Raw genomic sequence first — 20,764 nt, 5'->3', positions numbered from 1 at the left:
GGATAGTTTTGAGGCATGAAAATTCTGGTCACCGGGGGCACCGGTTACATCGGCTCCCATACTGTTCTATCCCTTCAGGAAGCAGGCCACTCTGTTGTGGTCATCGATAACCTGGTGAACTCAAGTGAGGAATCGCTGCGCCGGGTAGCTGAGCTGACCGGACAGAGCGCACAGTTCCACCACGTTGACCTGGTGGACGAAGCCGCAGTCGATGCCGTTTTTGACGGGGCCGGAATTGACGCTGTCATCCATTTTGCAGGTCTCAAGGCTGTGGGCGAGTCCGTCCGCGAACCGCTGAAGTACTATCACAACAACCTCGTGGGGACCCTCAATCTGATCCGCGTTATGGATCGACACGACGTCCGCTCCATCGTGTTCAGTTCCTCGGCAACCGTCTACGGCGAACACAATCCCACGCCCTACGTGGAAAAAATGGAGATAGGCGCCAACAACCCCTACGGGCGTACCAAGGAGCAGATCGAGGACATCCTTACGGACCTTGGCGCTGCGGATAACCGCTGGCACATCGCACTGCTGCGATACTTCAACCCCGTCGGGGCCCATCCCTCCGGCCGGATCGGTGAGGACCCCCAGGGAATTCCGAACAACCTGGTGCCGTTCATCGCCCAGGTGGCCGTGGGCCGCCGCGACAAGCTGATGGTCTTCGGTGGCGACTACGACACCCCTGATGGCACGTGCCTGCGGGACTACATCCACGTGGTGGACCTCGCCGGCGGACACGTAGCAGCCCTGGACCACATTGCAGACCGTACCGGCGTCTTCAGGTGGAACCTGGGCTCCGGCACCGGTTCCTCCGTGCTGGAAGTGCTCCGGTCCTTCGAAAAGGCCGTGGGCCAATCCATCCCCTATGAAGTCACTGGCCGCCGTGAAGGTGACCTCCCCGCGTTCTGGGCAGACGCATCCTCAGCCCTGGCGGATCTCAGCTGGTCCACCACCAAGACTGTTGACCAGATGTGCGAGGACCACTGGCGCTGGCAGAAGAACAACCCCCAGGGCTACGTCTCCTGAGCGCTTCCACGCGCTGCACGAACACACGACGGCGGCCGCCCACCTTCACGGAAGGTGAGCGGCCGCCGTCGTGCGTTACGTCCCACTCTTGGGAGGGAACCTACCGCGCGGGGTAGTCCCTCTCGGCTTCACCGATGTAAAGCTGGCGCGGACGGCCAATCTTTGCCTCAGAGTCCTCCTGCAACTCGCGCCACTGGGCGATCCAACCCGGCAGGCGACCAATGGCGAAGAGGACAGTGAACATCTTCTCCGGGAACCCCATGGCCTTGTAGATCAGGCCGGTGTAGAAGTCCACGTTCGGGTACAGCTTGCGCTCGATGAAGTAATCATCATTGAGTGCCTTTTCCTCGAGGCGCAGCGCAATGTCCAGCATCTCGTCGTTGCCACCGAGCTTGGAAAGGATCTCGTGGGCCGTGTTCTTGACGATCTTCGCGCGCGGATCATAATTCTTATAGACGCGGTGCCCAAAGCCCATCAGGCGCACGCCATCTTCCTTGTTCTTGACCTTCTCCATGTAATCCTCAGGCTTGGTGCCGTCAGCCTGGATCTGGCGAAGCATCTTGAGGACCGCCTCGTTGGCTCCGCCGTGGGCAGGCCCGGAGAGGGCGTGGATGCCAGAGGAAACGGACGCGAAGAGGTTGGCCCCAGAAGAACCGACAAGGCGCACAGTGGACGTGGAGCAGTTCTGCTCGTGGTCCGCATGCAGGATCAACAGGAGGTCCAAGGCTTTGACCACTACCGGGTCCATCTCGTACTGCTCAGCTGGCAGGCCGAAGCTCAGCCGCAGGAAGTTCTCCACAAGGTTCATGGAATTGTCCGGGTAGAGCATAGGCTGCCCGATCGACTTCTTATGCGCATAGGCAGCAATGACGGGAAGCTTTGCCATCAGGCGGATGGTCGAAACCTCCACCTGCTCGGCGTTGTTCGGGTCCAGGGAGTCCTGATAGAACGTGGACAGCGCCGACACCGCGGAGGACAGCACCGGCATCGGGTGGGCATCCCGAGGGAAACCGCCGAAGAAGCCCTTGAGCTCTTCATGCAGGAGCGTGTGGTGGCGAATCTTCTGGTCGAAGTCCTCAAGCTCAGTGGCGCTGGGCAGGTTGCCGTAGATCAGCAGGTAGGAGACCTCAAGGAAACTCGAGTGCTGTGCCAACTGCTCGATGGGGTACCCGCGGTAGCGCAGGATTCCTGCATCACCGTCAATGTAAGTGATGGCGGACTTGGTGGCCGCCGTATTCATGAAGCCGGGATCGTAGGTAACGGCGCCCGTCTGCTTCAGGAGCTTGGAAACGTCGTAGCCTTCGTTTCCCTCGACAACCTGGATGCGCGGGAGCTTGAGCTCACCACCTGAGTGTTTCAGGGTTGCGCTGTTGTCTTCAGTCATGGAATCCCCTTCATGAGGCTCCTGGGCCTCTGTCGAAAGCTTGATCCGACCTCTGGTGAGCCGACCGTGGTCTCCGCTGTAGCGGAAGCCGACGTCCGGGCTGCCTTCGAATCAAAGGCCACCGTTGATGGTCACTTAAAAAGTTACCGCTCCACGGCAGGTGTCACTAATCGCGAAACCACAAAGGAGCCCCAAAGGGGCCAATATGTGGCGCCCTTCACAGGATTGTTACGCGTCTGTGCCCAATCGGGCCACAGCAGCATCAATCCGTTCATCCGAACCGGTCAGGGCCACACGCACAAACCCTGCACCGGCAAGCCCGTAGAAGACGCCGGGTCCGGCAACTATGCCCTGGTCGGCAAGCCGGTCAATGGTGACCCAGGTGTCTTCCCCCGCCGTGCACCAGAGGTAGAGCCCTGCGTGGGACTGATGCAGGTCCAATCCCCACCCTGTGAGTGCTGGCAGGAGGCGTTCGCGCCGTCCCCGGTAAAGGTCCTTCTGCACCTGCACGTGTCCGTCGTCGCCGAGGGCAACACGAAGAGCCTCCTGGACCGGATATGGCACGATCATCCCGGCATGCTTGCGGCTGTTCACCAGGTTGGCCATGATGGCCGGATCGCCAGCTACGAACGATGCCCGGTAGCCGGCCAAGTTGGACTGCTTGCTGAGCGAGTACACGGCCAACAGACCCTCGTGCGAACCTCGGGCGACGCGCGGATCGAGGATACTGGGCACTGCCTCACCGCCGCGCTGCAAATCCCAGTCCCCCCAGCCCAACTCTGCGTAGCACTCATCGGACGCAACAACCGCACCCACTGACCGGGCTTGGTCAACAAGGGCTGCCAGCGATGCTGCGTCCCGGACGCTTCCGGTGGGGTTGCCCGGCGAGTTGACCCAGACTAGGCGGACCCTGGCCCGCGTTCCAGAATCGAGCTCGTCAAGGTCATCCGCGGCAACGGACGTAGCACCTGCCAGCGTGGCGCCAATGTCATATGTGGGATATGCGACAGTGGGGCGAACCACCACATCACCCGCGCCCAGGCCAAGCAGCAGCGGCAACCAGGCCACGAGTTCCTTGGAACCTACCGTTGGCATGACGTTCTGCGGATCCATATCGGCAACTCCGCGACGTCGGGCAAACCACTCAACGATTGCCGTACGCAGGGCGGGGGTGCCGTGAACTGTGGGATAGCCCGGGGCGTTGGCCGCCGAGGCCAAGGCCTCCTGCACTAGCTTGGGTGTCGGATCAACAGGGGTGCCGATGGAAAGGTTTACTACCCCGCCAGGATGCTTGGCGGCTTTCGCCAGGTATGGGGCCATTGCTTCCCACGGATAGTCGGGCAGGCTCAGGCCGAAAGAGGTCACGACAGGGTCCTGCTCAGTGGTCTTGGTTCTGCGGCGGCAGTGCAGCGATCATCGGGTGATCCGTACCTGTGTTGCCGAGCTTTGCCGCTCCCCCGGGTGAGCCGATCTCATTGAAGAATTCGACGTTGGCCTTGTAGTAGTCAGCCCACTCGTCAGGGGTGTCGTCCTCGTAGTAGATGGCCTCAACGGGGCACACGGGCTCGCAGGCGCCGCAGTCAACGCATTCGTCCGGGTGGATGTAGAGGGAACGTTCCCCCTCGTAGATGCAGTCAACAGGGCACTCCTCGATGCAGGCCTTGTCCTTGACATCCACACACGGCTGCGCAATTACGTACGTCACGTTGCTTGCCTCTCTCACTTCTGTTCCGGTTCAGCACCGGCTCTGCTTCTCCCGGTGCGTGAAGCGTGCGGGGAGGTTCTTCCACCCTGAGCCTATTATCTCGTGCCCCGTTCCCGCGAACCCACACCCGGGACCTAGTGTTGAGGGGTGAGTCTTCCCACACCTGCCCCAGACAAACCCATCGGGACATCCCCAGCGGATTACCTCGCGGGCGCCCTCCCTGGAACCCGCGTTGTGATCCGCTACCGTCTTGAGCAGGGCCTCACTGACGCGCTGGGCATCCTGCTGTCCTCGGACAAGGCGTCCTGCACTGTGCGAACCAGGACTGCAGACGTCCGGATCGAACTAACCCTTGTCGTTGCGGCCAAAGAAGTCCCTCCCGCGCCGGAACGACGGCGCCCGCGCACCTGACCCCCGCCCCCGTCCCCCGCCCCCGGGGCCCGAGCATGCCCAACCAACCCCAACCGCGTTGGACATGCTCAATTTTTCGCCCCAGACCCTATGGACATGTCCTTTTCTAGGCCCCAGGACTGGGCACAACCCACTATGTCCATTCCTTGCGGCATCGGCAGAGCATGTCCACTGGACGGACCGATGAGGAAGATGGACATGCGCGTTTCATCGCTCAAATGCGGAGCAAATGCCGCCCGTCTGATCCACGAAAAATGGACATGCTCATTTGAGGGCAGGTCCGGGACCCTGAAAGCCTCCATACCGTTTCCCACTGCCGATGAGGCAGCACCTTCGTGCGCTGAGGACGACCTTCTAAGCTGCCATATTGAGCCTTGCCAAGGCATCACGCACCATGGCAATAAACTCTTGCGGCCTTTCTGTCAGAAGCCTGTAACTCACAACCAAGGTAGGAACGCCCAATCTGGTGGTGACGTTCCAACGACGCCTGTCCTCCTCAAAGCTTGCTTGGTCCATGTGAAATCCCGCACCGTCCGTTTCGATTCCGAGCCTGCCGTCAACCATGAGATCGAGGTGGCCCATGCCTGGCACATTGACTTGCGACTCAACGTGGAACCCGGCACGCCGGAGGTGATAACGGGCTACACATTCAATGATCGATTGCGACTGCGGGACTATTTGCTCCACTAGGAGTCGTTCTCGTTCGTTGTTCCTGCCCGCCAGCCGTTGCCGAAGAACGCCCAATTGCAGTCCCCTCGTGACCACAGCCGACTCTGCAATGACCAGTCCATCCAGGTCAGGCAAACACCTCAGACTCTGCACCACGATGTCGGCCACGGAGGGGTAACCCGGCAACCTGTGACAGATATAGCCGGGATACTTTCGGCTGTGGGTAACGGCAATATGCTTCTTAACCGGCTCATGCAGAACCCATAGTCCTTGAATGATCGCGGCAGTGACGCATGTGGGCTCAGCAGGCAGTGACCTAATCGACGTAAGGACTGGCGAAGCATCGGGGAGCGCATAGACTCCCCTACTCACGCGCATCAGGAGGCCCTGGGACATAGCCAACCGAACCTGCGACGCTGGCACACCTGCGGCCACCAGGTACTTGGCCCGAGCAACGCCGTCGAACCCTTCCAAAACCTCAATAATCTTTCGCATAATCACATGGTGAGTCGATGCCATGGGCAATGGTTCACAGACTGTGCGCTATGTGGATATTCGAGGGCTCAGGGGTCAAGAAGTCCACTGGTGGCAGGCTTGATTGGACATGCTCAACTTGAAGGGAAGCGCATGTCCCTTTGAGTATCCGAAAGTTGGGGCATAACCGACTATGCTCACCGAGACCTCGCAAAGTTGAGCATGTCCACCCCTGGTGGCGGGAAGTGCGAGGTGCGTCTGGGGCAGAGCCCACAAGCCTGGATGCATGGCTATCTTGCCGGCTAGCTCTTGCTGGGTCTTGCTAGGTCCTGGCGCCGGGCCGACGGAATCGACGCACCCACACCATCACAAGCAACGTGACCACGGCAATGCCGAATACCCAGGCGTTGCCGTGAAAGTCCCCGAGGATGAGGCGTTGGCCGGGCGGGGCCATTGCAAGCCAGCCCGTAGCGGCGTAGCTGAGACCGCCGAGCACTGCCACGGCGGCCATGGAACGTGACCAGGCTCCTACCAGTACTTGGACGGCCCCGATCAGCACAAGAGCACCGAACAGGCCCAAGGGAAGATTGAGTCCAGCTAGGGAAAGGACCAGGCGGTGCAGCATCGTTCCTGCCGCGACACAGAAAAGGGCTGCCGGTACGGCGACGGTCATACCGCCCGCCGTACCGGCAGCCCCCTTAATCATCCGTTCTGTGCTGGCTTAGGCCGGCGCTGATGCTAGGACTTGGCGCGGGCGCGGTTGGACTTCGCGCGCTCGCTGGTGTCCAAGATGAGCTTGCGGATACGGATGGACTCCGGAGTAACTTCCACGCACTCGTCCTCGCGGGCGAACTCCAGGGATTCCTCGAGCGTGAGGTCCCTCGGCGGAGTCAGGTTCTCGAAAGTATCTGACGACGCCGCACGCATGTTGGTGAGCTTCTTTTCCTTGGTGATGTTGACGTCCATGTCGTCAGCGCGTGAGTTCTCGCCAACAATCATGCCCTCGTAGACCTCAGAGGTGGGACGAACGAAGAAGGAACCACGTTCCTGCAGGTTGATCATTGCAAACGGCGTCACAACGCCGGCACGGTCCGCAATCATCGAGCCGTTGGTGCGGTACTCGATCGGACCGGCCCACGGCTCGTAACCTTCGGAGATTGACGCAGCAATACCGGCTCCGCGGGTGTCCGTGAGGAACTTGGTACGGAAACCGATCAGGCCACGTGCGGGAACAACGAATTCCATGCGGCACCAGCCAGTGCCATGGTTTGCCATGTTCGTCATGCGTCCCTTGCGGGCCGCCATCAGCTGGGTGACGGAGCCAAGGTATTCTTCCGGCACATCGATGGTCATGTGCTCCATCGGTTCGTGAATTTTGCCATCCACGTTCCGGGTGACGACCTGCGGCTTGCCAACTGTCAGTTCAAAGCCTTCGCGGCGCATCTGCTCCACGAGGATGGCCAGGGCCAGTTCGCCACGGCCCTGGACTTCCCAGGCGTCGGGACGCTCGGTGGGAAGAACCTTGATGGAGACGTTACCGATCAGTTCCTTGTCCAGGCGATCTTTCACCTGGCGTGCGGTGACCTTGGCGCCCTTGACCTTGCCGGCCAGCGGTGAGGTGTTGATACCAATGGTCATGGAGATGGCGGGATCGTCCACGGTGATCAGGGGCAGCGGCTGCGGGTTCTCGACGTCGGTGAGCGTCTCACCAATGGTGATTTCCTCGATACCGGCGACGGCGACGATCTCACCGGGACCAGCGGACTCGGCAGGAACGCGATCAAGTGCCTTGGTAGCCAGCAGCTCGGTGATTTTGACGTTCTTCATTTCACCGTTTGCACGTGCCCAGGCAACAGTCTGTCCCTTGCGGAGTGTTCCGTTGTAGATGCGGAGCAGTGCCAGGCGGCCAAGGAACGGCGAGGCGTCCAGGTTGGTCACGTGTGCCTGCAGGACGCCATCCGGGTTGTACGTCGGGGCTGGAATGTGCTCGAGGATGGCCTTGAAAAGCGGCTCAAGGTCCTCGTTCTCCGGGGCAGTGCCGTCGGCAGGCTGCTCAAGTGAGGCGCGGCCAACACGGGCTGCTGCGTACACAACGGGAACTTCGAGGATCTTGTCCAGGTCGAGGTCGGGGACTTCGTCGGCCAGGTCCGAGGCTAGGCCGAGGAGGAGGTCCATTGACTCATGGACAACTTCCTCGATGCGCGCATCAGGACGGTCGGTCTTGTTGACGAGGAGGATCACCGGGAGGTGGGCGGCCAGCGCCTTACGGAGCACAAAGCGGGTCTGGGGCAGTGGGCCTTCAGAAGCATCAACCAGCAAAACGACACCGTCAACCATTGACAGTCCGCGCTCAACTTCGCCGCCGAAGTCGGCGTGGCCGGGGGTGTCGATCACGTTGATGGTGATGGTCTCGCCGTTGGACGACGGGCCGTTGTAGGCCACAGTCGTGTTCTTCGCGAGAATGGTGATGCCTTTTTCCCGCTCGAGGTCGCCGGAGTCCATGACCCGGTCTTCGAGGTGGTTGTGCTCGGCAAAGGAGTTGGTCTGCTTGAGCATGGCGTCGACCAGTGTGGTCTTGCCGTGGTCAACGTGGGCCACGATCGCGACGTTTCGCAGATCACTGCGTGACGCAGTGTTCAGCGCGGTGTTGGTGGTGGTTTCAGACATGCGTAATGGCTCGATTCAGTGGTGAAGTCAGCTGTTCTATCGCGACATTTCCAACCGGAACGCACGACGGATAAGACCCTTAACACAGGGCACCTTCCAAGAGTCTAGCGGTTCAGTCATTTATTGGCCTAAAAACGCCCGACGACGACGGGGCGGGCCCCCGCGAGGCTCCAGCACTAGCGCAATGGGTCAGCTTGGGGAGGTCCGGAAAGAAGGCTCCGAAAACGCTCGATGAACACACGCTAAATACGCTGGATTTTCTCGAAGCGATCACGCACTATTGCCTTGTTACGTCCCGCAAACCCGGAGATCACGATGCGCAAGCTTTCGCCTCTGACATGCGTCGTCGCACTGGGGGTTGCTTCTGGCGTCTTTCTGGGCGGATGCGGTCAGCCATCAGTACCACCCGTTGCCGGAGCGTCGGCACCGTCCACCATCGTTCCTTCGCCAGCTTCCTCACCGGCGGCGTCGACAGCGGCCAAGGCCCCCGCGGCGGCTGGTCCGGTTGCTGGCGGAGGTCCAGTCGCGGCAGGCAAGCCCGTCAGCAAGAACCTCGCACCGGTGGATCCCCGAAAATTGACAGCAGGATCGATCTACCGAAATCCCCTGTATGGGCGCGACGAGGTGGTGGTCCCCGACATTGCATCTACTGCCGTCCTTATTGGCGATTCGCAGTCTGAGCCCAAAGATAGCTGGCCTCGGCAAGCACTCGAAGCAGTCGGCTATCACGTCCAGTTTTGTGGTCTGGGCGGTACTGGATTTGTCGCAGCCAACGGCACGACGGGAAATTATCCAGATGCACTGCAGCGCGGGGACTGGAAACTGCCCTATGGTGCCCCTCCCCTGGTTGTTGTCGAAGGGGGTGGCAATGATGCAGCGCGCGGTGCCACTGATACCCAGATCACTGCCAACGCGCAGCGCCTACTGGCAAGCCTGAAGCAGCGGTACCCGGACGCGAAGATGGTCATGATCGGCACGCTTGCCCGCGGCGCGGCGCATGGCGGAGGTCGCCGCAGCGAAGTTGATGCACTTCTGTCGACTGTCGCCGAAAAGAACGCCATTCCCTTTATCAGCGTCGGGGACTGGCTTGTCCGCTATAACCTGACGGGACAACTGGCTGACACAGTCCATATGAACGCGACAGGCAAAAAGGCACTCGCCGGTGTGCTGGAAACCAGGATCCGTGACCTGGAGCTGGACATCACGAGTGCAACCTCGCCAGCACCTCGCCTCAACGGCCAGCTGCTGCCCTAAGCCTTGATCGACCGAGGCGCATGCACAAAAGAGCCACCCACACGTGTCAGTGTGGGTGGCTCTTTGTTCAGGTAAGGTCCAACGGCCTCACCCGAGTAGATACCGGTTACGCAACCTCCGGAGGAAGCATGAGCTTCCCTCCGGGAATAGCGTTCAGCAGGGCCTTGGTGTAGTCCTGCTGCGGTGAATCGAACACAGAATCTGTGGAACCCGTCTCCACCAGCTTGCCCTGTTCCATGACGCAAACGTGGTCAGCAATCTGCCGTACCACGGCGAGGTCGTGGGTGATGAAGAGATACGTCAGACCGAGCCTGGACTGTAGCTCGGCAAGAAGGTTCAGCACCTGTGCCTGGACGAGCACGTCCAGGGCGGAAACTGCTTCATCACAGATGATGACTTCAGGATCGAGGGCAAGCGCCCGTGCAATAGCTACACGCTGACGCTGGCCGCCTGAGAGTTCATTCGGGTACCTCTGCATGGTCGACTGGGGCAGGGAAACCTGGTCCAGGAGCTCCCTGACCTTCTTTTCCCGGCTGGCGGCAGTACCGATCTTGTGAACCCGGAGGGGCTCCTCGATGGTTCGGAAAATGCTGTACATCGGATCCAGTGAACCGTAGGGATCCTGGAAGATGGGCTGCACCCGGCGACGGAACGCAAAGGTTTCCTTGCTGTTCAGCGTCGAGGTATCCACCCCGTCAAAGATGATCTTGCCGGACGTTGGCTTCAGCAGGTTGAGGACCATCTGGGCCACTGTCGACTTGCCGGAGCCCGATTCACCCACGATCGCCGTCGTGGTTCCGCGTTTGATGGCAAACGAAACATCGTCAACGGCTGTGAAATCCGTAGACCGTCCCAGACCCGAACGCAGCTTGAAGACCTTCGTGAGGTTCTCGATCTGCAGGATGTCAGCACTTTTGGACGCATCAGTGTTTATTACATCCGGAGTCAGCACCTCGCTGGACTCCAGTCCCTGATCCTTGGCTACCTGGATTCGGCGCGAGGCCAGGGAGGGTGCCGAGTTGACCAGGCGCTGGGTATACGGGTGCTGCGGGTTCTGCAGCAACTCCAAAGACGGCCCCGACTCGACAACCTGGCCGCGGTACATGACCACAACCTTGTCAGCACGTTCTGCAGCAAGGCCGAGGTCGTGGGTGATCAGGAGAACGGCGGTGCCCAGCTCAGCTGTCATCGAGTCGAGGTGATCGAGGATCTGCCGCTGCACTGTTACGTCCAGCGCCGAGGTGGGCTCGTCAGCAATGAGCAACCGCGGCTGGCACGACAGGCCGATGGCGATCAGCGCACGTTGCCGCATACCGCCCGAAAACTCGTGCGGATACTGCTTGGCGCGTCGTGCCGCATCAGGAAGGCCGGCTTCCGTCAGGACCTTTGTTACATCATCAGGACCGCTGGGCAGGCCGTTGGCCTTCAGCGTCTCCTTGACCTGGTAGCCGATCTTCCAGACCGGGTTCAGGTTGGACATGGGGTCCTGCGGCACCATGCCAATGCTGTTGCCACGCAGCTCTATCATTCTCTTCTCACTGGCGTGCGCGATGTCCTCGCCGTCGAAGAAAATCGTTCCCTCGGAGACCCGGCCATTGCTGGGCAGAAGACCAATCGCAGCAAGGGCAGTAGTTGACTTTCCGGACCCGGATTCGCCCACAATCGCTACAGTCTCACCAGGCATGATGGTCAGGTGCGCGTTGCGAACAGCGTTGACGTCACCATTGCTTGTGGCGAAGGTGATCGCGAGATCCTTGATCTCGAGCAGCGGCCGCTGGGCGCCGCTGCCAGCATCGCGGACGTTGATTGACTCGTTCACAGCATCCCCTCTCAACGCTTGCGCGCTTTGGGATCAAGAGCATCACGCAGGGCATCGCCCAGCATGATGAAACTCAGGACAGTAATGGACAGCGCGATGGCCGGGTAGAGCAACGGCAACGGGTTGGAACGCAGTGATGACTGCGCCGCCTGGATGTCATTGCCCCAGGACATGACGCTGGGCGGAAGACCAATACCCAAGAAAGACAAAGTTGCCTCCGCGACGATGAAGGTACCAAGCGAAATCGTGGCAACCACGATGATGGGGGCGAGCGAGTTGGGCATGACATGGCGGACAAGCGCCCCGAACTTGGAGACTCCAAGGGAGCGAGCGGCCGTGACGAAGTCAGCGTTCCGCACTTCAATCACAGCACCACGGGTGATGCGGGCGATCTGCGGCCACCCGAAGACAACCAAGATCACTACCAGCGTCCAGGGTGTCCTGTTCGCCCTGAAGAACGGCAGCTGCATGAGGACAATGGCACCCAGGATCAGTGGAAGGGCGAAGAAAATGTCGTTGATCCGGGCGAGGACTGCATCGACCCAGCCGCCGTAATATCCTGCGATAGCGCCCATGATGCCGCCAATCAGCAGAACACCGATGGTTGTGAAGAGGCCGACTGTTACGGACGCCTGCGCACCGAAGATCATCCGAGCGTAGACATCACAGCCCTGCTTGGTGAAGCCCAAGGGGTGTCCTGCAATGGCGGGACCGTTGGAGTCAGCCAACTGGCATGCTTCGGTGGATGGATTGATGGGCGAGAAGAGACCCGGGAAGAGGGAAACCGCCGCAACCAACAGGATCAAGAACGCGGAGATGAGGAACAGGGGCTGCTTCCGCAGATTCTTCCAGGCCTCGCCCCAGAGGCTGAGCGGCGCGGCGTCTTCTTTGACGGTATCCACTGCACGCAGTGGAGTATCCGAGATTTCTGCCACGAAGTGCTCGCTGTGGCGGCCCGAGCGAGATGTTTCACCGGGCTGGGTTGAATTAATGTCAGGAGTCATAGCGGATCCTCGGGTCAAGCCAGGCGTACAGCAGATCGATAAGCAGGTTGGATACAACGTAGATCAGCACCAACACCGTCACGATGGAGACCACGGTGGGGCCTTCTCCGGACAGCACTGCCCGGTAGAGCCGCTGGCCAACGCCGGGGATATTAAAAATACCCTCCGTCACGATGGCTCCACCCATCAGTGCACCAAGGTCAGCGCCCAGGAAGGTCACCACCGGAATGAGCGAGTTGCGGAGAATATGAACCCGCACCACGCGAGACCGTGAGAGACCCTTGGCAGTAGCGGTACGGACGTAGTCGGCGTTCATGTTCTCAAGGACGCTGGTTCTGGTAAGACGCAGGACGTAGGCGAACGAACCAAGGCCAAGAACAATGGCGGGCAGGATGAGATCCTGCACCGTCGCTGCTGAGCTGACTGTTGGCTTGGCCCAGCCCAGCTGGACTCCGATGAAGAACTGAAGCATGAAGCCAAGGACGAAGATGGGAATGCCGATGACGATCAGCGATGCGACCAGCACCGTGGCGTCAAAGATCTTGCCCTTTCGCAGGCCCGCGATCAGGCCGAAGAGAATGCCGAAGAACGCTTCGAAGATCAACGCCATAATGGCAAGCCGTGCGGTGACGGGGAAGACTTCGCCCAGGACAGCCGCAATGGGCCTGCCGGAGAAGTCCAGCCCCAGATCAAAAGTGAAAATACTCTTCAGGTAGAGCAGGTACTGGATCCAGAACGGCTGGTCCAGGTTGTATTGCTTCCGAAGCTGCGCGGCGACAGTTTCGTTGACGGGCTTGTCGCCAAAGAGCGCAGCGATGGGATCGCCAGGGAGGCTGAAGACGAGGAAGTACACCAACAGTGTGGCACCGAGGAAAACGGGGATCAGCTGGAGGAAGCGCTTGAGGATATACGTTGCCATCAGGCGACGGCACCCCCAACTGTGTGCATCCCGTCGAAGAATGCGGTGGAGTTGTTCATTAAAGAACCTTTTCGGTATGGAGCAGGTGGCGCCGGAAACACACGGACTGCCACCCGCGATAATACTCCCGGTTATCCGGGCGGAAGATTGAGGGCAACAAAACGACGGCGGAGGTACCCATGAAGGGAGCCCCCGCCGTCGTTTTATTCAGTTACTTGCCGGTGATCTGGTAGTACAGCGGGACGCCGTCCCAGCCGTAGTCAACGTTTGTGACGTTGTTGCTCCAGCCACCCTGGGCGACCTGGTACCACAGGGGAATAGCGGGCAGATCAGTCAGAAGGGTTTCCTGTGCCTTGTTCATGGCATCGTTACCTTCGCTGACCGATGCAGCCGCAAGGCCCTCGGTGATTGCCTTGTCGAATTCCGGATTGGCGTAGCGGGCATCGTTCGAGCCTGCGCCAGTCTTGTAGATCGGGCCAAGGAAGTTATAGAGCGAGGGGTAGTCTGCCTGCCAGCCAGCGCGGATTGCACCGGTGAGTGTTCCCGCAGTGGCGTCCTGGCGAACTTCCTTGAACGTGGGGTAAGGCTTACCCTCAGCCTTGATGCCCAGTGTGTTCTTGAGCTGGTTCACAACAGCCTCAACCCACACCTGGTGTCCGCCCTTGTCAGCGTTGTAGGCGATGCTGAAGGTGGTGTTCGGATCCCATTTCTGCATTCCGTCTGCCTCGGCCCAGAGTTCCTTGGCCTTGGTTTCATTGAACTCGAGGTTCTCGGATCCCGGGATGCTGTCGCTGTAGCCATCGAGGACAGGGGCTGTAAAGTCCTTGGCCGGCTGGCGAGCCCCGTTGAAGATCACCTTGGTGATTTCATCGCGGTTGATGGCCATGGAGATGGCCTGGCGGCGAAGTTTGCCTGCCTCGCCGCTCCATTCCGGAAGGTATTCCGGAATGGCGATGGTCTGGTTGCCAGCGTAGGGCTTGCTGATGGTGCGGTCGCCCAGGTCTGATTCAAAGTTGCTCAGCGCGCTTGTGGGAATCGTCTGGAGGACGTCGAGGCTGTCGCTCAGGAGGTCCTGGTAGGCGGTGTCATCGTTCTGGAAAATCTTGAACGTCACTCCACCGTTCTCGGCCTTGCGGGGTCCGTCGTAATCCGGGTTGGGGACAAGCTGGATCTGGACGTTGTGCTGCCAGCCACCGTCAGCAAGCTTGTAGGGGCCGTTGCCGACAGGAGTTTCACCGAAGCCCTTGGGGTCAGCGAGCGCGCCGGAGGGAACGGGCGAGAAGGCGGTGTAGCCAAGACGCAGCGGCCAGTCAGATTCCGGCTGGTTCAGTTCGACGGTGAAGGTGGTGTCGTCAACAACCTTCAGGCCGGACATGGTGTCAACCGTTGACCCTTCGGCGCTTGCCTCGTCGTAGCCCTTGATGCTCTCGAAGAAGCCACCGCTGAGCTGGGCGTTTTTGGCTGCTGCGCCAAAGTTCCAGGAGTCAACGAAGGTCTGAGCCGTGATGGCCTCACCGTTCGTGAACTTTTCACCGGACTTGATCTTGATCGTGTAATTCTGTCCGTCTGACGCCTCGATGGACTCGGCGAGTTCGTTCACCGGCTTGCCGTTGGGGTCATAGCTGACCAAGCCAGCAAAGATCATGTCGATGACCTTGCCGCCACCAACCTCGTTGGTGTCAGCGGGCATCAGGGGCCGCTGTGGCTCCGAGCCATCGGCGATGATGACGCGGCTGGTGTCGCCACCGGTGGTTCCGCCGGCATCGTTGGTGCCGCCGGCTCCACAGCCGGACAGGGCCAACGCGGCTACCGCCATGATGCCCAGTGCTTTGGAAGTGCGCGTGAAACGCATTCCGCCTCCTATGAGTTGTGGGAGAAATATCGGGGAAATCTTTTGCTTCCCCGCAGGCAGGCACAGATCTGCGCTGTGACTCAGCCTACATATGGAATTAGCCTAACCGCACGAAGTCCAAATATTGGTACTCCGTTGCCAAACCGTAACCCTGCGTCCATCCTCCGCTAGCGAAGTGGTGGGCCAAGAGCAAGTCACATGTTACCCACAGGTATGTTTCACGCAGATTACATCTACGTGTCGCTCTGGGCGCTCCCCCGATCACCGGGGTCTGAAGCCTGGTTACTTTGCCTCGCGGTACCAGGCAGGGAGGCTCTGCCAGATCCCGAGTGGACCAGGACTGGACTCAACACCGGCAAAAGAATCTTTGCGAACAGCAGCCGTGGTGCTCTGGTAGAGCGGCAGCCCATAGGCGCTGGACCAGATCTTTTTATCCAGCTGCGCCAGGATGGAGTCCTGTTCCGCTTCATCAGACGTGCCCACCAACTGGTCCAGGAGCAGGTCTGCCGAGGGATCCGAAAACGCCGTGAAATTACTTCCTGCGCCCGTCCGAAATATCTGCGAAAAGCGGGAAACGCCGGCACCCGTGCTGATCCAACCAAGGAGTGAGGCATCGTAACTGCCGCGGCCCAGTGCACTCCCCCACTCGGCGTCGGAGAGCCCGCCGTCAACGACGTTGAAGCCTGCTGAGGAGGCGCTGTCCCTGATCAGCCCAAAAGCGCGTACTCGATTCGGGCTGTCTCGGTTGTAGAGGATACGGACTGTCGGCGTAGCCCCGTTCAGCAGTTCCCGGGAGCCCTGAACATCAGGTGATCCGTACGCAGCCGAGCCGTTGGACTCCACCGCTTCCTGGTATTTCACGTCCGTTGGGAAAAACACCTGGGAGTCCAAGACGACGCCGGGCAATGAGGAGTCGGAGACCATCGCGTCAGCAATATCCTGGCGCGGGACAGCTTTCAGGAACGCTTCTCGGACTGTGCGGTCGGCAAAGACTCCGGAAAAGTTAAGATCCAGGTGATCATAGGCCCATTGGGTGGTGAAATCTGTGGTGGTGGACTCTGGGTTCAGCCCCTGGAACAGATCCCCGGTGGCGGCAGAGACCTGGACGGACGCAGCATCGGCATCGCCGTTTTTTACCGCTTCGACAGCGCTGGCCGGTGAGCCCTGGGACCTGACGGTGATCTGGTCCAAGTAGGGCTCGGCTCCCCACGTGAAGTCCCTGTTGCGAATGAGCGTGACAGATTCCCCAGCAACAAGATCCTGCACAATGTACGGTCCGTTCGACAGGTACAGTGCGGGGTCTTCCGGCAGGGTTCGCGATTCAAATCCGGCATTCCAGAAGGCTGCCACTGCCTGCAGCGGCGCATTTTCCTTTGGCAGCGCCCTGTTTCCTCGCGGTGCGTCCTGCAGAAGTTTGATGAGTGCGTCCTCGTCCGCAAGGCCGCTTTTGGCGGCCACAACGTGGGCTGGCATCCCGACGTCGAACGCAGTTTCCCAGTCGACAAACGCACCCGCATAGGTCAGGGTGATGGATCTCCCGTCCTCCCCCATCTCCGGCAGGGCGGTCAGCCCCAAGCCACCGGTGGACGCCGCTGGAGTGAAGTAGCGGGTACCGGTCTTGGCTGCGGCGTCAACATCGTCGTAGTAGCCGGAATTTGCTGCCCAGGACAGCAAGAGATCACCGGCGCCGACCTCGTCACCATCAGACCATTGGACGCCTTCATTGACTGTGTAGCGCACCCTGAGGGGGTCATCGGAGATCTTCTCGATGCGACCAAAACTCTCATTGCGGACCACCGCAGCGTTCTTGTCCACCGAGAAAAAACCGGAGTGCGTAGCATGTCCAATCTTAAGATTGAGGTCCGTATTGCCTGCGGTGCTGGCTGGATTAAAAGATGACAGGACATTGGCTTCGATCACCGTGGCACTGCCACCCTTTTTAGCATCCGGAGGGGTCGCAGTCTCCCGCTCAGCGGGCGAACAGCTGGCAAGGACCATCAACGTCACGACAGCAGCCGCTGCTCGCATTCTGCGTGGAAATTGCATTGTTCTCCCGTTACCCGTCCCCATCGGAACCTTTAGAGCATGCTGGCCACGGACTGGGCCCAGCATGGAACCTCCGAGGTGTGATTCTTCAGGATACGACGCCGTAGCGGTCATTATTGGGCAATGGCCCTTGAGCGCGCGTCAACAACGCCCCGAGTTATAGGCTTTAGCCCATGGAAACCAAAGAACGCCAGATTGTTCCAGACGAGCGATTTGTGCAGCGCTCCGTGGACCTTGCACTGGAGAACGTCGACGCCGGTGGCAAGCCTTTTGCCTGCCTGCTGGTCCGCGATGGAGAAGTCGTCGTGGAAGCTACAAACCACGTAGCGCAGACCGGCGACGTCACGGCACACGCGGAGGTCCAGGCCCTACGTATCGCCGCGGAGCAGGGTATGACCGATTTCAGTGACATCGATATCTACATCACAGCGCATCCCTGCCCCATGTGCCTGGGCGCGCTCTACTATGCTGCTCCACGCGCAGTAATTTTTGCCGCCACCCGCGAGCAGGAAGCCGAGCACTACGAGGATGGCAACAGGTACATGAACCTGCAGACCTTCTACGCGGAATATCCGAAGGATTTTGCCGACCGGAACCTCCCTATGCTGCGGGGTGCTGCCAAGGATCCCGCAGCCTCCTTCAAGCACTATGCAGAGAAAAACGGCTAGGTCCCATCCATCTGCATACCGGACCACGGCTGCCACGGACCCTTTACGGGTCAGTGGCCTTCTTTGCTTGGGTTCGGTGCCGCAGCAGCGGCGTGTCGCCGGTACCAGGGTCCAGCAGCGCCTTGGCTGCAGCAAAGTGGTCCGCCCTGACGGCAGGGTCCATGTTCTCCACCAGGGAGGCCACCATCCGGGTTCGTGGGTTTGCCTGGAACACGTTGCGGTGGTCCGCAACGAAAGTCCAATAGAGGCCATCCCATGCCGCCGTCCAGTCCCCCGCTGGCAGGTCTGACATCTTGCGCAAATAGTTGCTTCCTGAGACATAAGGCTTGGTGGTGATCTGCGGTCCGGCCGCGAACTGGCTCATGGCGTAGACGTTGGGGACCATCACCCAGTCGTAGGCATCGATGAAGAGTTCCATGAACCATTCATAAACACTGTCCGGATGGACCCGAAGCAGGGACATGGCGTTGCCGAGGACCATCAGGCGCTCAATATGGTGGGCATACCCGGTGGCTAGGACCCGGGAGATCACCATGTCAACAGGCGCCAGTCCTGTAGCAGCAGTCCACCAGCCCGGCCCGAGGGTGTTGTGGTGATCGAGCCGGTTGGAGCTGCGCATTTGGGGTCCGCGGGCTCGGTACGTGGCCCGCATGTACTCCCGCCAACCAATGACCTGCCGTAGGAACCCTTCCAGGGAGGCCAGCGGCGTGGTCTGGTCTACGGCGTCGAGGACGGCGTCCAGGACGTCCTTGGGATCCAGCAGCCCGATGTTCAGTACGGGAGTCAGCAGGGAGTGCGCAATAAAAGGATGTTGGGTGGAGATCGCGTCCTCGTAGGGACCGAAGTCGTTGAGGCGCTCCCGAACGAATTCCTCCAGGTGCTCGCGGGCTTCCTCGGCACTTGTTGGCCAGCCGAACAAGCGGGGGTCTCCCGGAGCATCCGGGAATTCGGCGCTGACCCAAGCAATTGCGTCCTGGACCGCTGTGTTCACCGCATCGCCGTCGTCGTCCTTTCGGGGTATTTCGGTGTCGAATGTGAAGGTTCCCTGCCCGCCTTCCGTCCCTGAATGTCCGAAACGGCGAACCCGAGGAGGCGTGTATCCCCGTGGGAGTTTCTTGCGATTGTCGGCGTCAAAAGACCATTTTCCGCCGACTGGTTTGCCGTCGTCGTCCAGCAGGATGTTCAGCCGACGGCGCTGCCACGCGTAGAAGTCCTGCATCCGGGAACCATTGTGCGCAAACCAGCCATCAATCTGCGCACGGTCAGTGAGGAAGTTCGGCGTTTCCAGAATGTCGTCCACAGGCATCTGGTAACCGCCGTCGGCCAGCCCCTGGAACAGATCCCGCTCCACCCAGTCGTCCACAACGTCAAACCAGGTCACCCGGGCGGGTTGCAGGCGTCGCACGACGTCGGCCAGCTGGCTCCGGGACGTGCTGTTGGCATTGCTGCGAAGGACTTCTACCTCGCGCCCGTCTGCACGGAGACGGTCCGCGAAGCGGTCCATCGATGCGCGGTGCAGGACCAGCTTGTGCGAGTGGAACGCGTAGTGGCGAAAGAGCAGGTCATGCTCAATCAGCACAAACACCGTGTCCCCCGCAGCATCAAAGTGCTGGCCGAAAAGTTGATGGGGCAGCACAAGGCGCACGGGATGGCCAATACTCATGACATAACACTAGGGCCAGGCTCCTGGGCAGCGACATCCGGGCAACCTGACGTGTAACGGCGAGCCATCTCCTGCCGGATGACTACTCCCACCCCATATTCTGGACAGCAGCTGACCACCACTTCCCGAAGGACGAGATGCCTGACTCATCACGGCCGCTGCGCAAGCTCGGCTTCCTCACCCTTGGCCTCTTTGATCCAAACAATCCAGCCGCTGGGCACGAATCAACGCTCCAGGTCATTGAACTGGGCGAACGCCTTGGCTTCGACAGCGCATGGCTGCGCCACCGGCACCTGCAATTTGGAATTTCCGCCCCCGTTGCCATCATGGCTGCCGCAAGTCAGCGAACCACCAGAATCGAGCTAGGCACGGCAGTGACCCCTATGGGCTGGGAAAACCCACTCCGTCTTGCTGAGGAGTTGGCCACGGTGGATCTGCTGGCCGGAGGTCGCATCAACCCGGGCCTGAGCGTAGGTGAGCCGATGAATTACGACACCGTCAAACATGAGCTGTATCCGGATTCGGCCGGCCTCGAAGACTTCGGCTACGCACGGGTAGCCCGTTTGGCTCGCTTGGTTGCTGGCGAGCCCGTCCGCGAATTCGCTGGAAAGCAGGGTGTCGTTGAGGAGTTCTCCCGCCGTGTAGAGCCACACTCCCCTGGGCTGCGCGAACGTCTCTGGTACGGTGCGGCGAGCCGTGCGTCTGCTCTCTGGGCGGGAGCAAACGGATTCAACCTGCTCTCGAGCAGCGTGATCTTCCCCGACGAGGGTGAGGATGTGGACTTTGCCCTGATCCAGCAATCGCAAATTCGTGCTTTTCGTGCGGCCGCAGCCACATCACCCCACGCCCGCGGGCCGGCGCGCGTGTCGCAGGGGCTTGTGGTGATTCCCACTGATTCGGCAACCACGGCTCAGCGGGCGAAATACCAGCGCTACGTTGATGAACGAACTCCGCGGACCCGGGCCCCGCAAGGCCCACGCAAGATGATGTTTGCCCAGGACCTGATCGGGAACAGCTCAGATATTGCCGAGCAACTGTACGCCCACGCCGGGTTCCAGGAAGTCGACGAAGTGGCGTTCGCCCTGCCCTTCAGCTTTGACCATGAGGATTACGTGCAGATCCTCACTGACATGGCAGGGGTACTGGGACCTACCCTGGGCTGGAGTCCGGCGCACTAGGCACGCCTGGATGGCCACCACG

Annotated in this window: 17 protein-coding genes; 5 read left to right on the top strand and 12 right to left on the bottom strand. The window is 60.3% G+C overall.

All coding sequences use genetic code 11. The features are described 5' to 3' along the window. Positions 1-15: 15 nt before the first annotated feature. Entirely contained in the window at positions 16-1,029 is a 1,014-nt protein-coding gene (gene galE, locus QMG79_RS12755) for a UDP-glucose 4-epimerase GalE (RefSeq protein WP_283538969.1), read from the top strand. 100 nt (positions 1,030-1,129) lie between these two features. Here galE and QMG79_RS12750 read toward each other — a convergent pair whose 3' ends face one another. The 3 genes from QMG79_RS12750 to fdxA all read right to left on the bottom strand — a co-directional run bounded on the left by QMG79_RS12750 (position 1,130) and on the right by fdxA (position 4,118). Continuing rightward, complete coding sequence (locus QMG79_RS12750) at positions 1,130-2,413, bottom strand: citrate synthase (protein ID WP_283538968.1); 1,284 nt, start codon at positions 2,411-2,413, stop codon at positions 1,130-1,132. A 228-nt stretch (positions 2,414-2,641) separates the two neighbouring features. Then, positions 2,642-3,778, bottom strand: a complete 1,137-nt coding sequence (gene dapC / locus QMG79_RS12745) for a succinyldiaminopimelate transaminase (protein WP_283538967.1) — start codon at positions 3,776-3,778, stop codon at positions 2,642-2,644. A 13-nt stretch (positions 3,779-3,791) separates the two neighbouring features. Then, on the bottom strand, positions 3,792-4,118 hold the full coding sequence (gene fdxA, locus QMG79_RS12740; protein ID WP_283538966.1) for a ferredoxin: 327 nt from the start codon (positions 4,116-4,118) through the stop codon (positions 3,792-3,794). A gap of 147 nt (positions 4,119-4,265) precedes the next feature. Between fdxA and QMG79_RS12735 the strand changes: the two genes are divergently transcribed. Further along, complete coding sequence (locus tag QMG79_RS12735) at positions 4,266-4,529, top strand: putative acetyltransferase (protein WP_283538965.1); 264 nt, start codon at positions 4,266-4,268, stop codon at positions 4,527-4,529. A gap of 354 nt (positions 4,530-4,883) precedes the next feature. Here QMG79_RS12735 and QMG79_RS12730 read toward each other — a convergent pair whose 3' ends face one another. The 3 genes from QMG79_RS12730 to typA form a co-directional block, all read right to left on the bottom strand. Next, positions 4,884-5,693 (bottom strand): type IV toxin-antitoxin system AbiEi family antitoxin domain-containing protein, encoded by an 810-nt coding sequence (locus tag QMG79_RS12730; RefSeq protein ID WP_283538964.1) that lies wholly within the window; start codon positions 5,691-5,693, stop codon positions 4,884-4,886. Between the two features lie 301 nt (positions 5,694-5,994). Continuing rightward, complete coding sequence (locus tag QMG79_RS12725) at positions 5,995-6,345, bottom strand: hypothetical protein (protein WP_283538963.1); 351 nt, start codon at positions 6,343-6,345, stop codon at positions 5,995-5,997. Positions 6,346-6,410: 65 nt separating this feature from the next. Then, positions 6,411-8,339 (bottom strand): translational GTPase TypA, encoded by a 1,929-nt coding sequence (gene typA, locus QMG79_RS12720; protein ID WP_283538962.1) that lies wholly within the window; start codon positions 8,337-8,339, stop codon positions 6,411-6,413. Positions 8,340-8,654: 315 nt separating this feature from the next. Between typA and QMG79_RS12715 the strand changes: the two genes are divergently transcribed. Beyond that, entirely contained in the window at positions 8,655-9,593 is a 939-nt protein-coding gene (locus QMG79_RS12715; protein ID WP_283538961.1) for an SGNH/GDSL hydrolase family protein, read from the top strand. Between the two features lie 106 nt (positions 9,594-9,699). Here the strand turns inward: QMG79_RS12715 and QMG79_RS12710 are convergent, their stop codons facing one another. The 5 genes from QMG79_RS12710 to QMG79_RS12690 form a co-directional block, all read right to left on the bottom strand. After that, positions 9,700-11,412 (bottom strand): ABC transporter ATP-binding protein, encoded by a 1,713-nt coding sequence (locus QMG79_RS12710; RefSeq protein WP_283538960.1) that lies wholly within the window; start codon positions 11,410-11,412, stop codon positions 9,700-9,702. 11 nt (positions 11,413-11,423) lie between these two features. Next, entirely contained in the window at positions 11,424-12,416 is a 993-nt protein-coding gene (locus tag QMG79_RS12705) for an ABC transporter permease (RefSeq protein WP_283538959.1), read from the bottom strand. Next, positions 12,406-13,335, bottom strand: a complete 930-nt coding sequence (locus QMG79_RS12700) for an ABC transporter permease (protein WP_283538958.1) — start codon at positions 13,333-13,335, stop codon at positions 12,406-12,408. Before QMG79_RS12700 ends, QMG79_RS12705 begins: the two co-directional genes overlap by 11 nt. Before the next feature lie 211 nt (positions 13,336-13,546). Continuing rightward, on the bottom strand, positions 13,547-15,187 hold the full coding sequence (locus QMG79_RS12695) for a peptide ABC transporter substrate-binding protein (protein WP_283538957.1): 1,641 nt from the start codon (positions 15,185-15,187) through the stop codon (positions 13,547-13,549). A 282-nt stretch (positions 15,188-15,469) separates the two neighbouring features. Next, positions 15,470-17,233, bottom strand: coding sequence for an ABC transporter family substrate-binding protein (locus tag QMG79_RS12690; protein WP_283538956.1), 1,764 nt, complete (start codon positions 17,231-17,233; stop codon positions 15,470-15,472). A 173-nt stretch (positions 17,234-17,406) separates the two neighbouring features. Here QMG79_RS12690 and QMG79_RS12685 point away from each other — a divergent pair, with 173 nt between their 5' ends. After that, positions 17,407-17,901: a nucleoside deaminase gene (locus tag QMG79_RS12685; RefSeq protein ID WP_283538955.1), complete on the top strand. Its 495-nt coding sequence runs from the start codon at positions 17,407-17,409 to the stop codon at positions 17,899-17,901. A gap of 43 nt (positions 17,902-17,944) precedes the next feature. Here the strand turns inward: QMG79_RS12685 and QMG79_RS12680 are convergent, their stop codons facing one another. Then, entirely contained in the window at positions 17,945-19,564 is a 1,620-nt protein-coding gene (locus tag QMG79_RS12680) for a cryptochrome/photolyase family protein (protein WP_283538954.1), read from the bottom strand. Positions 19,565-19,701: 137 nt separating this feature from the next. Here QMG79_RS12680 and QMG79_RS12675 point away from each other — a divergent pair, with 137 nt between their 5' ends. Continuing rightward, positions 19,702-20,742 carry an LLM class flavin-dependent oxidoreductase gene (locus QMG79_RS12675; RefSeq protein WP_283538953.1) on the top strand — a complete coding sequence of 347 codons (1,041 nt, stop codon included), beginning with the start codon at positions 19,702-19,704 and terminating at the stop codon, positions 20,740-20,742. Positions 20,743-20,764 lie beyond the last annotated feature (22 nt).

The sequence above is a fragment of the Pseudarthrobacter sp. PS3-L1 genome (assembly GCF_030063285.1).
In the GTDB taxonomy this organism is placed as follows: domain Bacteria; phylum Actinomycetota; class Actinomycetes; order Actinomycetales; family Micrococcaceae; genus Arthrobacter.
The sequence above is the reverse complement of the archived record's forward strand: the minus strand, read 5'-3'. Positions and strand labels throughout refer to the sequence as shown.

Excerpts from the sequence above, each read along its gene's own strand:
- galE (WP_283538969.1), top strand. The coding sequence starts at position 16 with ATGAAAATTCTGGTCACCGGGGGCACCGGTTACATCGGCTCCCATACT.
- QMG79_RS12750 (WP_283538968.1), bottom strand. The coding sequence starts at position 2,413 with ATGACTGAAGACAACAGCGCAACCCTGAAACACTCAGGTGGTGAGCTC.
- QMG79_RS12730 (WP_283538964.1), bottom strand. The coding sequence starts at position 5,693 with ATGCGAAAGATTATTGAGGTTTTGGAAGGGTTCGACGGCGTTGCTCGG.
- QMG79_RS12725 (WP_283538963.1), bottom strand. The coding sequence starts at position 6,345 with ATGACCGTCGCCGTACCGGCAGCCCTTTTCTGTGTCGCGGCAGGAACG.
- typA (WP_283538962.1), bottom strand. The coding sequence starts at position 8,339 with ATGTCTGAAACCACCACCAACACCGCGCTGAACACTGCGTCACGCAGT.
- QMG79_RS12715 (WP_283538961.1), top strand. The coding sequence starts at position 8,655 with ATGCGCAAGCTTTCGCCTCTGACATGCGTCGTCGCACTGGGGGTTGCT.
- QMG79_RS12705 (WP_283538959.1), bottom strand. The coding sequence starts at position 12,416 with ATGACTCCTGACATTAATTCAACCCAGCCCGGTGAAACATCTCGCTCG.
- QMG79_RS12700 (WP_283538958.1), bottom strand. The coding sequence starts at position 13,335 with ATGGCAACGTATATCCTCAAGCGCTTCCTCCAGCTGATCCCCGTTTTC.
- QMG79_RS12695 (WP_283538957.1), bottom strand. The coding sequence starts at position 15,187 with ATGCGTTTCACGCGCACTTCCAAAGCACTGGGCATCATGGCGGTAGCC.
- QMG79_RS12690 (WP_283538956.1), bottom strand. The coding sequence starts at position 17,233 with ATGCAATTTCCACGCAGAATGCGAGCAGCGGCTGCTGTCGTGACGTTG.
- QMG79_RS12685 (WP_283538955.1), top strand. The coding sequence starts at position 17,407 with ATGGAAACCAAAGAACGCCAGATTGTTCCAGACGAGCGATTTGTGCAG.
- QMG79_RS12680 (WP_283538954.1), bottom strand. The coding sequence starts at position 19,564 with ATGAGTATTGGCCATCCCGTGCGCCTTGTGCTGCCCCATCAACTTTTC.
- QMG79_RS12675 (WP_283538953.1), top strand. The coding sequence starts at position 19,702 with ATGCCTGACTCATCACGGCCGCTGCGCAAGCTCGGCTTCCTCACCCTT.